The organism is Aquimarina muelleri DSM 19832 (assembly GCF_000430665.1).
GTDB lineage: Bacteria > Bacteroidota > Bacteroidia > Flavobacteriales > Flavobacteriaceae > Aquimarina > Aquimarina muelleri.
Map to the genome: position 1 here is coordinate 98,653 of NZ_KE387189.1, position 16,020 is coordinate 114,672.

The following is a 16,020-nucleotide window of genomic DNA, read 5'->3' on the forward strand; positions in this document are numbered from 1 at the left end:
TGTTAGATGAAGAAGTATATTGTAATATTTAGTCTATTTGCAACCTATTGCACTTTTGCACAGGAGTTTTTTGCACCTGTACAAAATCAATATATAGCAGATAACCCGTATTTGATATCCTCTGCGTATGCAGGTATTGGAGATTGCTGGCAGATCAGAGGTTCTGGTTTTGAACAATGGGTGAGTATAGAAGATTCCCCAGGAACACAATCTTTATCTATAGATGGTAGGATATCTGACCGTTCTGGAGTAGGTGCAATTCTTTTTAATGACCAAAATGGTTTTACCACACAAAAAGGTATTCAATTATCTTTTGCGCACCATTTAACATTAAGCGAATACGATAATCAATACCTTTCTTTTGGTATTAGTTATAAGTTTACCCAGTTTGGTATTGATACTTCTGAGTTTAATAATGGAGATCCAGATAACCCATTTAATCCAGGATTAGCAGATATAAGTGTAAATGATTCTAATTTTGATATAGGATTATTATATCGATTGGGAAGATTCTTTTTAAGTGCGAACGCGGTAAATTTATTACAGAAACAGATAGATGATTTTAATCCTACAGAGCCTTCTCAAATACAGAATTACTATTTATATTCAGGATATACGTTTTATCATAAATTTAGCGATATAGAAGTAGAACCATCTGTACTATATCAAAATTTTGCTGGAGATGGTCGTTCTACGACAGATCTTAACTTAAAAGTACGCAAAATGCATAGAGGAGATTATTATTGGGCAGGGATTAGTCTTCGATCTTTGGTAGATCAAGATTTTAAACCTTTATCGGTATCTCCCATGGTAGGAATTAAAAAAGCTAATTTTTATGTGGCTTATGGATATCAAGTTAATGTTAATGAGGTATTACAACCAACAACAGCTGCAGGATCTCATATGATTACATTAGGATTTGATTTTGGATGTAGACAAAGTAAATGTGGATGTACGTATTAAGATAATAGATAATTAAACAATAAAAGCGCCTTTTGGCGCTTTTATTGTTTAATTATCTTAATGATTCTATAACGAAATCACATATAATCCAAAAATGGAAACTATAAAGTAACAGGTAATCGTTAAAGCTCCAGGATAATCTTTTGCTACTCTTTGCCCAAATAGCAACATTAAAAGTGTAATACAAGCTAAAAACATAGCTAAAACCCCAAAAAAGACATCGTTATTTGCAATAAGGGTATATACTCCTATAACACAGCATATAGCTGTAATCATTTCAATAATTAAAACAACAGCCAATAGCAAAGGAACTGCATTGCCCATAAAAGTCTTTGCAAAATGCTCTTTTAACCAACTTAAGTTTCCTTTCCAATCGGTTATTTTATCTATTCCAGATTGCAAAAATGTAATAAGGAGAAATAATAAAATGGTTATTGAAACAATATTATTTATAAAGTTATCCATGTGTGAGTAGTTTAGTAGATCAAATATAGAACAAGATTTTTAAAACAAAATATCAAATTTGTGTTTAATAAAACTCAGAAAGTATAATATACCTTAATAAAATACAGGCGCAGTTAATTTTTTTTATGAAGAAGTCGAGTTAATTTTATGGATAGATCTGTAAGAATTATTTTTGCATTACCATTTCGTTCTATATGATATGTTGCATCCTGCAATTCATTACAAATGTCCATAATATTAGCCCCATGAATAAAAGGTGCAAAATTTTCTAATTTAAAGCCCTTGGTGCTAGGCTCTAAAAAAACTAAATCTTTAGCACCATAATTAAGTAACATTGCCTGTCTAAAAAAATCTAAACAATAATTTAAAAATTTTTTTTGCGTTTCTCTTCCTGTAGAAGCGATAGATTCACTCCAGAAAATTAAATCATTTATAGCAGATTTATTTCCTTTAGCTTTAAAAGCAGTGCGTACCCATTGTATGAACCATTCTTCAAATTGGTCGTCACCGCCATCGTGATGTAATAGATGTAAAGCTTTACTGTAATCTCCATTTGCCTGATGCGCTATTTTTAAAGCTTCGCTATCCGATAGGTTTTCTTTTTTCTGAAGGGCTTCTTTTATTACCTGCTCTCCTAATGGGGGGAAATGTAAAACCTGACACCTCGATCTAATAGTTTGTATAAGCTGCTCTTCATCTTCGGTTATAAGTATAAAAATAGTTTTAGCAGGAGGCTCTTCAATTAATTTAAGTAATTTATTAGAGGCAGCAGTATTCATTTTATCTGCCATCCAGATTAGCATTATTTTATATCCACCTTCATAACTTTTAAGCGAAAGCTTCTTTACAATTTCTAATGCTTCATCTACTCCAATTTGCCCTTGTTTATTTTCAACTCCTAGAGAAAGATACCAATCAAAAATACTACCATAAGGATTTTCTCTAACAAATTTTCTCCATTCTTCTGCAAAATGATCAGATGTAGGATGTTTTTTTACTTTATCATTTACAGCTACAGGGTATACAAAATGTAAGTCAGGATGTGCAAGATGATCGAATTTAATATTGCAGGAGTGATTACCTTCTGTATTTTCGCTATTTTGGTTTTTACAAAGCACATATTGTGCATATGCTATAGCCATAGGTAGAGTTCCACTACCATTTGCGCCTACAAAAAGTTGCGCATGAGGAATCCTGTTGCGGTTAGCACTTGTGGTCAAATAACTTTTAATATGTGTAAGTCCTAATATGTCAGAAAAAAGCATAAGACAAATATAAAAAGAAGAACGATGTGTAGTATAGGATTCGTAAATTTATAATTGTAAAAAATACTATTTAGTGAAAAGAGATAAAATCATAAATAAGATAAGATTTTTTTATTGAAGAAGGACTTTTTATAAAAATTCAATAAAAGTGAAAATTTGCTCTGATTTCGAAGTAATTTTTCTTTTAGATTTAACTTTTTTTGATGAAATAGAATTATTTTCGTTAATGAAAAACCAATCCATTAAGATGAAGACAATCCACGATTTTAATTTCGAAAATAAAAAAGCATTAATACGAGTAGATTTTAATGTTCCTTTAAACGAAAAATTTGAAGTAACAGATGATACTAGAATACAAGCTGCCAAACCAACTATAATAAAAATTTTGGAAGATGGAGGTAGTGCTATTTTAATGTCTCACTTAGGAAGACCAAAAGGGGTAGAAGAAGAATTTTCGTTAAAACATATAGTAAATAGAGTTTCATATATTCTTGGAGTACAAGTTAAATATATAGCAAATTGCGTAGGAAAAGATGCAGAAGATGCAGTTGCAACTATAAATCCAGGAGAAGTTTTATTATTAGAAAATTTAAGGTTTCACCCAGAAGAAACTAGTGGAGATGTTATTTTTGCTGAACAATTATCAAAATTAGGAGATATTTATGTTAATGATGCTTTTGGTACAGCACATAGGGCACATGCTTCTACGACCATTGTAGCACAGTTTTTTACAGATAATAAATGTTTTGGTAGTTTATTAGCAAAAGAAATAGAAAGTATCGATAAAATTTTAAAAAGTGGAGAAAAACCAGTTACCGCCATATTAGGAGGATCAAAAGTATCCTCAAAGATCACGATTATCGAAAATATTTTAGATAAAATAGATCACTTAATTATTGGAGGAGGAATGACATATACTTTTATTAAAGCACAAGGAGGGCAAATAGGAGACTCAATTTGTGAAGATGATAAACAAGAGTTAGCGTTAGAAATTTTAAGAAAAGCAAAAGAAAAAGGAGTACAAGTTCATCTTCCTGTAGATGTGATAGGAGCAGATGCTTTTAGCAATGATGCAAATACAGATGTGATGGATGTAAACATGATTCCTAATGGTTGGCAAGGATTAGATGTAGGACCCGAAACTATAAAGATATTTCATGAAGTAGTTTTACAATCTAAAACAATATTATGGAATGGACCTCTTGGAGTTTTTGAAATGGAAAATTTTGCTAAAGGCACCATAGCTCTTGGAAACTCTATTGCAGAATCAACAGATAACGGAGCATTTTCATTAGTAGGAGGAGGAGACTCTGTAGCAGCGGTAAAGCAGTTTGGTTTTGGAGATAAAGTTAGTTATGTTTCTACTGGAGGAGGGGCAATGCTAGAAAGCCTTGAAGGTAAAACATTGCCAGGAATTGCAGCAATAGAATAAATTTTGTAAGAAAATACATATTTTAAATATATATAAAACCGGTTTTTTACCGGTTTTTTTAATGTTTTTAACGCATTGGTTTTTTGTGATTTAGAAAAAAAACACGATTTTCGCTATTGTGTTGTTGATAACATGTTAAAAACAACACAAATTATCAAATAAATATAAATTTTAAACAATTTCACCAAACGAATTTGTACAATGAATAAATACCATATATTTTTATTTTCTTTCCTATTTTTATCTATTTCTTTAACCGGACAAGAACAAATTGATTCTAAACAACATAAGGTTGTAAAAGACACAACTAAGGCGATTAAAATAAAAGGAGAGTTACAAGCTATAACAATAACACCTACTAGTATAAAAGATAGTGTAACATATGTGGTAAAAGATCATCCAAGAATGTCACAATTCGATTCTCTATGGAAACAAGAATTGTATAATTCTGATTTATATGATACTATTTATAACTCTGTAACAACTCTAAAGTATGAACCGATAGAGTATGTAGATCTTCCTACAGATACCTTAAAAGCCAGATTAAAAGAACTGAATGCACGTACTCCTTTTAATGTAGAGTATAATCCTTCTTTAGAAAGTGTAATAAAAAGATATTTAAAATACAGACATAAACACTTGGAGCGATTAATGGCGCTTAGCGAATTTTACTTCCCGCTTTTTGAGCAAGAACTTGATAATCAAAATATCCCATTAGAAATAAAATATCTGGCTATTGTAGAGTCCGCATTAAAACCTAGAGCGAAATCTAGAGTTGGGGCTACAGGATTATGGCAGTTTATGTTTGGTACTGGAAAAATGTTTGGACTAGAGGTGAGTTCTTATGTAGATGAGCGTATGGATCCTATTATGGCAACTAAAGCGGCATGTAAATATTTAGCTAATTTATATAAAGTATTTGGAGACTGGGATCTTGCATTAGCATCCTATAATTCTGGACCAGGTAACGTTACTAAGGCAATTCGACGTAGTGGTGGATATACAAATTATTGGAATATTAGGCATAATTTACCTAGAGAAACAGCAGGATACCTACCAGCATTTTTAGCTACAATGTATATTTTTGAATATGCAGATAAGCACGGTTTTAAATCTAGAAAACCAGAGTTTGCTTATTTTGAAACCGATACAATACGAGTAAAACAAATGATATCTCTAGATCAAGTATCTAAATACATGAATATAGATATCGAAGAGTTACAGTTTTTAAACCCTTCTTATAAATTAGATATTATTCCATATGTTAAAGATGAGGACTATGTATTACGATTACCACTAGATAAAATAGGGCCATTTGTAGCAAACGAAAATCAAATATACAGCTTAGCCAAGACAGAACTTGATAAGCGAGAAAAACCATTGCCTAAGTATTTCGAAGCTAATGATAGAGTTCGATATAGAGTTCGTAGTGGTGATTTTTTAGGAAAAATTGCTAGAAAATACGGAGTCAGAGTAAGCCAAATTAAAAAATGGAATGGTTTGCGAAGTAACAATCTTAGAATTGGCCAACGTTTAACAATTCATGCACGTAGACCAGTTGTAAATAAATCGCAAAAAACAACCAAAACAATGACTAAGGTTGTAAATAATAGTTCTGAAATATATACCGTTAGAACAGGGGATACTTTATGGAGTATTTCTCAAAAATTTAAAGGTGTATCTGTCGAGAATCTTAAAAATTGGAACGATATTAGTGGTAGTGGTATAAAACCAGGTATGAAATTGAAACTTTCAAAATCATAACCGAAAACAGGATCGCCTTATGAAAAAACTATCCCTTATAGTAACAGCTATTTGCTTACTTTGTATAATAAGTTGTACACAGAGTAAAAAAAATGAAAACAAAGCACCTATGGGTGCAATGGCACATTCTGTAGGAAAAATAAACGAACTTTCTGTAGTTGTGGATAATGAGTTATGGAAAAGTAGTGTTGGAGATACTATCCGCAAATTTTTTGGAGGAGAAGTACCAGGTTTACCTCAAGAAGAACCTTTGTTTTCGATGCGACAAATGCCAGAAGAAGCATTTTATGGTTTAGCAAGAAAAAACAGAACTTTTCTTTGGATAAAAAAAGGAGAAAAAAGTAAGTACACTATATTAACTAATAAATTCGCTACGCCACAAGTAGGCGCAGTAATTACAGGAGAAACAGATGATGAAATTTCTAGCTTAATCAATAAGCATTATAAAACGATTATTTCAAAATATAAACTTGCAGAAACAAAAGAAAAACAAAGACGAATCAAAAAGTCTTTAGAGAAAATTCCTCAATTACAAGAAAAATTAGGAATAACATTAAATATCCCAACTGCCTATAGAGTAGCTATAGAAGAAGACAAATTTTTCTGGATTAGAAAAGATATCCCCCATGGCAGTATGAACCTAATGATATACGAACTGCCTATTGGTACTGTATCTAAAGATTCAAACACTATTTCTAGCATTATAAAAATGAGAGATTCTATAGGTACTGTGAAAATACCAACCTCTGAAGTCGGTAATTTTATTACAGAAGAGGCATATGCTCCCTATATTTATGAGACTACATTAGACAACAAATTTACTTTTGAAACTAAAGGAACATGGGAAATAAAAGATCGTTTTATGGCAGGCCCATTTGTGAATTACGTTATAGAGGATGCTGTTAACAATAGATTGATGGTTTTAGAAGGCTTTGTATTTGCTCCTTCCGTAAACAAAAGAGACAATATGTTTGAGCTAGAAGCTATCATCAAAACAGTACATTTTGAATAATACATTTCTTTTGTAATCTATGTAAACCTTCTTGAAGATTTAATTCTTAAAGGCTTGCCTCGAAAAAAAAGAACTATACCTTACGAGTTTGTTCTCAGACTATTTGCTGATTGTAAGAACTATTCTTTTTATAAAATTGTAGAAAACTTTCTTTTTTTCATAAAATAATGTCTTCAATTTGGCATTATATTTATCGATTCTAAAAATTGATTTTATGAGTATTATTTCTTTTATAACGAAACAGATCCCTGTTTCAGACAAACAAATTACTAAAACTATCTCTCTTTTAAATGATGGGGCTACAATACCTTTCATTGCTAGATATCGTAAAGAAATGACAGGAGATCTGGATGAGGTAGCGATTGGTGAAATTGTAAAATATAAAGCAGTTTTTGAAGCATTAGAAAAAAGAAAAGAAAGTGTACTTGCTGCTATTAAAGAACAAGATGCTTTGACTCCAGAGTTAAAGAAGAGAATTTTATTAGCAGAGACTCTTACAGAAGTAGAGGATATTTATCTGCCATACAAGAAAAAGAAAAAGACGAAAGCAACTATAGCAAAAGAAAAGGGTTTAGAGCCTTTAGCAAAAATAATTATGCAACAAAAGGAAGAAGAGGTTCTTTTTGTTGCATCCAAATACTTAAATGATACCGTTGCATCTGAAGAAGAAGCACTACAAGGAGCAAGAGATATCATTGCAGAATGGATTAACGAAGATGAGAAAATCAGAAATGGACTAAGAAGACTTTATCAACGAAAAGCAACAATAGCTTCTACTGTTATAAAAACCAAAAAGGAAGACGAAAATGCTCAAAAATACCAACAATATTTTGATTGGGAAGAGCCAGTACATAAATGTCCATCACATAGATTATTGGCAATTTTAAGAGCTGAAAATGAAAAAATAGTAAGAGTAAAAATTGCAGTACCAGAGGAAGATGCGTTAGATATTATAGATGGTGTGATGATAAAAACTAATGTTGAAGCATGCACAGATCATCTGTTTTTAGCAATATCGGATGCTTATAAACGATTATTAGCTCCTGCAATTTCTACAGAAATATTAAACCAATTTAAAGAAAAAGCAGATGATAATGCCATACATGTTTTTGCCCAAAATCTAAAACAACTCTTATTGGCCTCTCCACTAGGTCAAAAAAGGATATTAGCCTTAGACCCAGGTTTTAAATCTGGATGTAAGGTGGTTTGTTTAGATGAACAAGGAGACTTATTACATAATGAAAATATCTATCCACATCCACCACAGCGAGAAACTACAGCTTCTATAAAAAAAATACGATCCTTGGTAAATGCTTATAAAATTGAAGCCATTAGTATTGGTAATGGAACAGCTGCTAGAGAAACAGAAGCCTTTATTAAGAAAATCCCATTCGAACAACCAATACAAGTATTCATGGTTAACGAAAGTGGTGCTTCTGTCTATTCTGCATCTAAAATTGCAAGAGCAGAGTTTCCTAACTATGATGTTACTGTACGTGGTGCGGTATCTATAGGAAGAAGATTAGCAGACCCTCTTGCAGAATTAGTAAAAATAGACCCTAAAGCGATTGGGGTAGGGCAATATCAGCATGATGTAGATCAAACTAAACTTAAAAACGAGTTAGATACGGTAGTAATGAGTTGTGTGAATAGTGTAGGAATTAATGTAAATACTGCTAGTGTACCTTTATTAAGTTATGTTTCAGGTATTGGAGAAAAACTGGCAGAAAATATTGTTACGTATAGATCTGAAAATGGAGCATTAAAATCTCGAGAGGAACTAAAAAAAGTACCAAGATTAGGAGGTAAGTCTTATGAGCAAGCAGCAGCATTTTTAAGAATTACGAGCCCTAAAAACCCACTGGATAATTCTGCAGTACACCCAGAACGATATCAATTGGTATCTAAAATGGCTAAAGACACTGGGGTTCCTATAAGTGAACTAATAGGAAATAAAGAAGCGATTTCAAAAATAAAATTACAAAGTTATATTACCGAAGAGGTTGGACTTCCTACATTAACAGACATTATTAAGGAGCTCGAAAAACCAGGGGTAGATCCCAGAAAAAAAGTAACTGTCTTTGAATTTGATCCTAATGTAAAGTCTATTGCAGATATAAAAGCAGGAATGAAATTACCAGGAATCGTGAATAATATTACAAATTTTGGTTGTTTTGTAGATATAGGAGTCAAAGAAAGTGGTTTGATTCATATCTCAAAATTAGCAAACGAATTTATTAGCGATGTTAATGCAGTAGTACAATTACATCAACACTTAATGGTAACAGTATTGGAGGTAGATATGAGTAGAAAAAGAATTCAACTCTCTCTTATTGATTAATGATATGGAATATAATTAATTAGTATGAGTTGTTTAAATTTATTGGAAAAAACTAATATTTTTTGTTTCAATGAGGTAAAAAAATAGAAATAAAAAACCCCAACGATTACAGTTGGGGTTTATAATATGTAGTAATACAAAAATTATTTTTTTTCATCTATTTTAGGGTCTTCATCATCTTCTTTTGTAGCATCTTTAAATTCTTTTATACCACTACCAAGCCCTCTCATTAATTCAGGGATTTTCTTTCCTCCAAACAAAAGTAATAAAGCTCCTACAATTAGAGCAATTTGCCATGGACCTATCATTCCTAAAAATATACTAGATAATATCATGATCTTAAACTATTAGAATACAAAGTTAGTAAGAAATGATGAAACCGACACAATTTAAATAGTTTTTAACCATTAAAGAAGTGTTATTTGCTGCATATTTAAGGATCTGTAAAAAAGAATTAAGAAATAAACAAGATTTTTAGAAATAAATTGGTCTTTAAAATTACATTTTAGAATGATTTTATAAATTTTTTAGACGATTTATATATCTAAAACGTTATATTTTTGATATTGGTAGATTACGTATATTTGCGATTAATAATACCGATTTGAGAACATTCTTTATAGAAGATGTCTATGGCAAAAAAGAATAAAGAGCAAAAAAAGATAACTAAAAAGCTACTTAATAAGTATCGCTTGGTAATTCTTAATGAGGATACTTTTGAAGAGCGAATATCGTTTAAACTTAATAGACTTAATGTTTTTGTAATGGTTACTATTACCTCAATAGTTCTTGTAGCAGGAACAATATTTTTAATTGCTTTTACTCCATTAAGAGAATATATACCTGGATATTCTTCTACTTCTCTAAATTTAAGAGCTACCCGACTAGCGGCAACTACAGACTCTTTAGAATCGGTAATTGCGATTAATCAAGAATATTATAAATCTATAAGAAAAGTACTTATCGGGGATGTGAAAACTGTAGAATTTGATGTGGATTCGGCAATACAATCTCAAAAAATTAGTCCAGAAGAGGTAGATCTTAAACCTTCAGAACAAGATATAAAGCTTCGCGAAGAGGTTTCAAAAGAAGATAAATATAGTTTATTTGAAAGCGAAAAATCAAACTCTGACTTTTCTTTATTTCCACCAGTAAAAGGTAATATTACTTCGGGTTATAATGTAAATGAAAAACATTATGGTGTCGATATAGCAGTGGCAAAAGATACTCCAGTAAAAGCAGCATCTTCTGGAACGGTTATTTTTTCTGAATGGACAGCAGAGACAGGTCATGTAATTATATTAGAGCATAATAATAATTTAATTACTGTATATAAACACAATGCCTCATTATCTAAACAGCAAGGAGAACAAGTTCAAACAGGAGAAGTAATCGCTACAGTAGGTTCTACAGGAGAGTTATCTACGGGTCCTCATTTACATTTTGAATTATGGAGAGATGGATATCCAACAGATCCGTCTAACTTTATTGATTTTGAACAATAATTATATATGTCTTTAAAAGGAGTAGGAGCTAAAATCTTTGCCAAACGTATTCGTAAAAAAATAGATAAGTGGGCATCTAACCCTATAAAAACTCAGGAAAAAGTTTTTAAGAGTCTGATTGGTCAATCAAAACATACTGTTTTTGGAAAAGATCATAATTTTCAAAACATCAAAACATATTCAGATTTTGCAAAAAATGTACCGATTAGGGATTATGAAAAATTAAAAGGATATGTAAATAGGGTTGTAGAAGGGGAGAAAGATATTCTTTGGCCTGGTAAACCATTATATTTTGCAAAAACATCAGGGACTACTAGTGGTGCAAAATACATTCCTTTAACCAAAGACTCTATGCCTACTCATATAAAAGCGGCACGTAATGCTATTTTATGTTATATAGAGGAAACAGGCAAAACCAATTTTGTGGATGGTAAGATGATATTTCTTCAGGGAAGCCCAGAAATGGAAGAAAAAAACGGTATAATGTTAGGAAGGCTCTCAGGAATTGTAGCACATTATGTTCCTAAATATCTTCAAAAAAATAGAATGCCTACTTGGGAGACTAATTGTATTGAAGATTGGGAACAAAAAGTAGATGCTATTGTTGAAGAAACAGTAGATCAAAATATGGCAGTAATTAGTGGTATTCCACCTTGGGTGCAGATGTATTTTGAAAAACTACAACAAAAAACTAATAAGACAATAGGAGAGCTTTTTAAAGGATTTGAGCTTTTTATATACGGAGGAGTGAATTTCGAACCTTATAAAAAAACTTTTGAAAAACTGATTGGCAAAAAAGTTGCTGGAATAGAATTATATCCAGCTTCAGAAGGGTTTTTTGCGTTTCAAGACAGTCAAAACGAAAAAGGGATGCTATTACAACTGGATTCGGGGATGTTTTATGAATTTGTGAAAGCAGATAAATTTTTTGAAAAGAACCCCAAAAGATTAACTATTGGTGAGGTAGAAAAAGGAGTTAATTATGTGATGTTGATTTCTACTAATGCAGGATTGTGGGCTTATAATGTTGGTGATACAGTACAGTTTACAAGTGTTTCACCATACAGAGTTATAGTTTCAGGAAGAATAAAACATTTTATATCTGCTTTTGGAGAACATGTTATCGGCAAAGAAGTAGATGAGGCAATTCGCATTGGAGCAGAAAAAACAGGAGTAATAATTAATGATTTTACTGTTGCACCACAAGTAAATCCAAAAGATGGAAAATTACCTTATCATGAATGGTTTATAGAATTTAGAGAAGCTCCAAAAGATATAAAAACATTAACTTTAGAGATAGAAAATTCCTTACGAAAACAAAATTCATATTATAATGATTTGATAGAAGGAAAAATACTAAGAGCACTAAAAATAACCATTGTTCCAAAAGATGGGTTTAAAAGTTATATGAAATCTATTGGTAAATTAGGAGGACAAAATAAGCTTCCCAGACTCTCTAATGACAGAAAAATAGCAGATGCTCTTACCACTATAATAGACAAATAAACTATATTTGTTAGGAAAAATTTATGGCAAATCTAATAAGACAAGGAAGAACTAGAGCTCAGGAAAGTTCAAGCGCAATAGAACGCATGTATATTACTATGCGGCATCTTTTTAATAGAGGTTTCTATAAGCCTATGGGAGTTTCTGGAGATACTCTTAGAGAAGCATTATTGATTCTTCGGCCAGAAATTTATGGCTCTATAGCAGAAGAAAAGGTAGAGCTTAATGGGCTATTATATGTTATAGATCGCCTACCTTATGGTATTGAAGAATGTCAATATATTAATTTAACTAGTGAAGAGGGGTATAAAAACTCTCATTTTAAAGCCATAGTACCTCCCAAAAGACGTAGAAATTGTTACCGTATTGATGAAGAGCAAATGAATATAGAGATCACCCGCGGACGATCTGAGATTTATGATATTCTTACTCATCTTACATTTTTATTTATAGAATCTCACAAGATAATGAATCGTGTTGTGATCAATGAACAAGGTAATGTAACGAGAGACTGGCAAAAGTTAGAGAAGGCAGTGCTTTCAAAAAAAGACTTAACCAAAGCAGAAAGAGAGGTAGCTTTAACCCATACTGCTAATATTTTAGGAAGAACCTTTGAAGAAGTTTCTTCTGTTTATAGTAGTTTTTCGTGTTTAGAAAACAAGGAAAGGTTTTTACATATTATCTATTGGTTAGGCAAATTAGCTATAGAAGAATCTATTGAAGACAATAAGCGAATTGTAACATTTAGTCCTGTATTAAGAGAAAGACTTGGGCACCATATTCATGGAGAAATTTGGGCGAATACAATTAAAAATAAATTAGAACAATTAGATTTATTAGAAAGACCAATTCATATTATTAGTGCAAATATGCATAGTGTTATGAATACACTATATGTGCCTATAGCTTTAAAAACAGAGCTCAAAAATAAAAAAACATTTGATGTATATGAATCCTTAAGTGATAAAGTAAATGATCGTTTAAGAGCAAAGGTGCAAAAAATAGCATTGCAGCAGGGGATGACTTATATTGAAGACCAAAGCGGAGCTAATATTAATGTACAAATATTTGATACTTCAAAATATAACAATGGTCAATTCAAAGAGTTTATTTCGGATGTTGAGGATAAGAATAAGCCTGTAATTATAGTAATGGATTATGCTTTTGGAGAGCAAGCTTATGAAACTATGGATGAGTTATTAAAACCATATTTCAATAAGCAAAAAACAAAAACTCATATAGATGTTAAATCCATATCTATAATGGGGAAAGCAGGAATTCTAGAAGGAGGTAAAGGAGATATTATGATACCTTCTGCTCATGTTTTTGAAGGAACTGCGGATAATTATCCATTTAAAAATGAGCTTAAAAAAGAAGAGTTAGAAGGTAATGGAATTGAGATATATGACGGCGCTATGATAACCGTTTTAGGAACATCTTTACAAAACAGAGATATTCTAAAGTTTTTTCACGATTCTACCTGGAATGTGATTGGATTAGAAATGGAAGGAGCACATTATCAAAAAGCAATACAGTCGGCATCAAAGTTAAGAAGTAGTATAAGCCCAAAAGTTAAAGTAAGATATGCTTATTATGCATCTGATAATCCATTAGAAACAGGAAGTACATTAGCTTCAGGAGGATTAGGAACAACAGGAGTAAAACCAACGTATCTAATTACCGAAAAAATAATAGAACAAATATTTAAAGAAAGATAATCAACATAACATGAATAAAGAAAACAATACTGATGAAATAGATTTAATACAAGTTTTTGGAATGATAAAAAATACATTTAAGAATTTTTTGAAATTAGTTATTTCTATAGTTTTATTTTATAAGAAAAAAGCAATTTTATTCCTTGTTTTATTAGTAATAGGTGTTGCAATAGGATATTTTTTAGATCAAAATCAAAATGCAAAAAACAATTTTGTTCAGGAGATTATAATTGAACCAAATTACAATAGTGTAAAATATATTTATGATTTTGTTGAAGAACTAGAATATAACTTTAGAGACAATAATTTCTTGAAAAAATTAAGTTTAAATCAAGAGAATATTAAAAATGTAAAAAAGATAAGTATTGAACCTATTGTAAAAGGTACTGATGTATTAGATAATTTAGAGAAGAGGTATGAAAACAGGGAATTCTTTAAGGATATCATGGAAGCTTATGACGATGGAAAGGTAGAAGAAGAAAAATTTAGAGATTTTTATAAACACCATAAAGTTACTTTTGAGTTTAATAAAGAAAGTAAGTATAATAGTAAAATCATATCTTCTGTTTTAAACTATATAAAATCCAACAAGTACTATCAAGACATATCAGAACTTACACTAAAGCAAAAGAAAATAGATATCGAAAGAAATAAAAAATCTTTACAGTTTATAGATACGTATTTGAATAACCTTGAAAAAACTCCTTTAAAGGCAGAAAATGAAGCCATTATTTTTTCCTCTGAATCAGAAAAACTACCAATGGTTTCTGTAGCTTCTTTATTACAAAAAAAAGAACTTTTAATAGAATTGATTAATGAACAAGAACATGATTTAGTTTTTAATAAAGAAATTTTTTCTGTAGTAGATTATGGAGGTATTATTTCTAAACGCAAGGAATTGTATAATAGAATGCTTTTTACTATTCCAATGTTTCTTATAGGACTAGTTTCTTTATTCTATTTCTTTAAACATATGTCTAAATCTATAAATAATTTTGTTAAAGAAGAGGAGCAATAAATTCTTAATTTATTTTTCTTAATATATTAAGAAAAGTACTAAAAAATGAAACTATGTTATATCCTATAAAATTTCACCCTATTCTTAAAGAAAAAATTTGGGGAGGAGGTAAATTAAAAACTATTCTTAATAAGCCCACAGAAACAGAAAATGTAGGAGAAAGTTGGGAAATATCGACGGTAGGAGATGATATTTCAATAGTTTGTAATGGAGAGTTTACAGGAAAAACACTAAACGACCTAATAAAGGAGTACAAAGACAAATTATTAGGAAAAAAAGTATATAAAGAATTTGGAAATCAATTTCCTCTATTGATAAAATTCATTGATGCTAAAGAAGACTTATCTGTTCAATTACATCCTGATGATGAATTAGCAAAAAAACGACATAACTCTTTTGGAAAAACAGAAATGTGGTATGTCGTTCAAGCAGATCCTGAAGCAAAATTAATTGTTGGCTTTAATAAAGATACAACAAAAGAAGAATATGAAGATTTTTTAGAAAAAGGAGAAATAACAAAATTACTCAATTTTGAAAGTATATCTAAAGGAGACAGTTATTTTATAAAAGCAGGCAGAATACATGCAATTGGAGGGGGATCATTAATTGCAGAAATCCAACAAACATCAGATATTACCTATAGAGTGTATGATTGGGACCGTAAAGACTCTGAAGGAAACGAAAGAGAATTACACACAGATTTAGCTTTGGATGCATTAGATTATAATGCAGATAAAACTTTTAAATTAAAATATAGTAAAGATAAAAACAAGATCAATAATCTTATTTCTGGAACCTATTTTACAACTAGTGTTATCGAGATAGAAAATAGTTTTGAAAGAAACTATAAAGATCTAGATTCCTTTAAGATATTAATGTGTGTAGAAGGTAGTGGTACAATTAATACTCAAGAGTATTCTTTACCAGTGTCTTTTGGAGAGACTGTATTAATTCCTGCAGCTATAGAAAATGTATTTATTGAAAGCACCTCTCAAGGAATAAAATTATTAGAAGTATACATTTAATGTAAA

Annotated in this window: 13 protein-coding genes; 10 read left to right on the forward strand and 3 right to left on the reverse strand. The window is 30.7% G+C overall.

Features of this window, described 5'->3' with window-relative positions; all coding sequences use genetic code 11:
• Positions 1–6 precede the first annotated feature (6 nt).
• A complete protein-coding gene (locus H527_RS0119900) occupies positions 7–963 on the forward strand; it encodes a PorP/SprF family type IX secretion system membrane protein (protein ID WP_027414264.1) in 957 nt (318 codons plus the stop codon).
• A 66-nt stretch (positions 964–1,029) separates the two neighbouring features.
• Here the strand turns inward: H527_RS0119900 and H527_RS0119905 are convergent, their stop codons facing one another.
• Both H527_RS0119905 and H527_RS0119910 read right to left on the reverse strand, forming a co-directional pair.
• A complete protein-coding gene (locus H527_RS0119905) occupies positions 1,030–1,428 on the reverse strand; it encodes a hypothetical protein (RefSeq protein WP_027414265.1) in 399 nt (132 codons plus the stop codon).
• 113 nt (positions 1,429–1,541) lie between these two features.
• Positions 1,542–2,693, reverse strand: a complete 1,152-nt coding sequence (locus H527_RS0119910) for a DNA polymerase III subunit (protein ID WP_027414266.1) — start codon at positions 2,691–2,693, stop codon at positions 1,542–1,544.
• A gap of 247 nt (positions 2,694–2,940) precedes the next feature.
• Here H527_RS0119910 and H527_RS0119915 point away from each other — a divergent pair, with 247 nt between their 5' ends.
• From H527_RS0119915 to H527_RS0119930, 4 genes are all read left to right on the forward strand, one after another.
• Positions 2,941–4,125, forward strand: coding sequence for a phosphoglycerate kinase (locus H527_RS0119915; RefSeq protein ID WP_027414267.1), 1,185 nt, complete (start codon positions 2,941–2,943; stop codon positions 4,123–4,125).
• Positions 4,126–4,326: 201 nt separating this feature from the next.
• Positions 4,327–5,889, forward strand: coding sequence for a LysM peptidoglycan-binding domain-containing protein (locus H527_RS0119920; protein WP_051316882.1), 1,563 nt, complete (start codon positions 4,327–4,329; stop codon positions 5,887–5,889).
• 19 nt (positions 5,890–5,908) lie between these two features.
• A complete protein-coding gene (locus tag H527_RS0119925) occupies positions 5,909–6,901 on the forward strand; it encodes a DUF4837 family protein (RefSeq protein ID WP_027414269.1) in 993 nt (330 codons plus the stop codon).
• 214 nt (positions 6,902–7,115) lie between these two features.
• The gene (locus H527_RS0119930; protein ID WP_027414270.1) at positions 7,116–9,242 is read left to right on the forward strand and encodes a Tex family protein; all 2,127 of its coding nucleotides are present in this window, start codon (positions 7,116–7,118) and stop codon (positions 9,240–9,242) included.
• A gap of 143 nt (positions 9,243–9,385) precedes the next feature.
• On the opposite strand, the gene H527_RS0119935 is transcribed toward H527_RS0119930, so the two are convergent.
• Positions 9,386–9,577 (reverse strand): Sec-independent protein translocase subunit TatA/TatB, encoded by a 192-nt coding sequence (locus tag H527_RS0119935; RefSeq protein WP_027414271.1) that lies wholly within the window; start codon positions 9,575–9,577, stop codon positions 9,386–9,388.
• 297 nt (positions 9,578–9,874) lie between these two features.
• Here H527_RS0119935 and H527_RS0119940 point away from each other — a divergent pair, with 297 nt between their 5' ends.
• From H527_RS0119940 to H527_RS0119960, 5 genes are read left to right on the forward strand one after another with little or no spacing between them, the layout of a single operon-like run.
• The gene (locus H527_RS0119940) at positions 9,875–10,747 is read left to right on the forward strand and encodes a M23 family metallopeptidase (RefSeq protein WP_027414272.1); all 873 of its coding nucleotides are present in this window, start codon (positions 9,875–9,877) and stop codon (positions 10,745–10,747) included.
• A 6-nt stretch (positions 10,748–10,753) separates the two neighbouring features.
• Positions 10,754–12,253 carry a GH3 auxin-responsive promoter family protein gene (locus tag H527_RS0119945; RefSeq protein ID WP_027414273.1) on the forward strand — a complete coding sequence of 500 codons (1,500 nt, stop codon included), beginning with the start codon at positions 10,754–10,756 and terminating at the stop codon, positions 12,251–12,253.
• 23 nt (positions 12,254–12,276) lie between these two features.
• The gene (locus tag H527_RS0119950; RefSeq protein ID WP_027414274.1) at positions 12,277–13,971 is read left to right on the forward strand and encodes a DUF6909 family protein; all 1,695 of its coding nucleotides are present in this window, start codon (positions 12,277–12,279) and stop codon (positions 13,969–13,971) included.
• A gap of 10 nt (positions 13,972–13,981) precedes the next feature.
• Positions 13,982–14,989 (forward strand): hypothetical protein, encoded by a 1,008-nt coding sequence (locus tag H527_RS0119955; protein ID WP_027414275.1) that lies wholly within the window; start codon positions 13,982–13,984, stop codon positions 14,987–14,989.
• A 53-nt stretch (positions 14,990–15,042) separates the two neighbouring features.
• Positions 15,043–16,014, forward strand: coding sequence for a type I phosphomannose isomerase catalytic subunit (locus H527_RS0119960; RefSeq protein ID WP_035089265.1), 972 nt, complete (start codon positions 15,043–15,045; stop codon positions 16,012–16,014).
• Positions 16,015–16,020 lie beyond the last annotated feature (6 nt).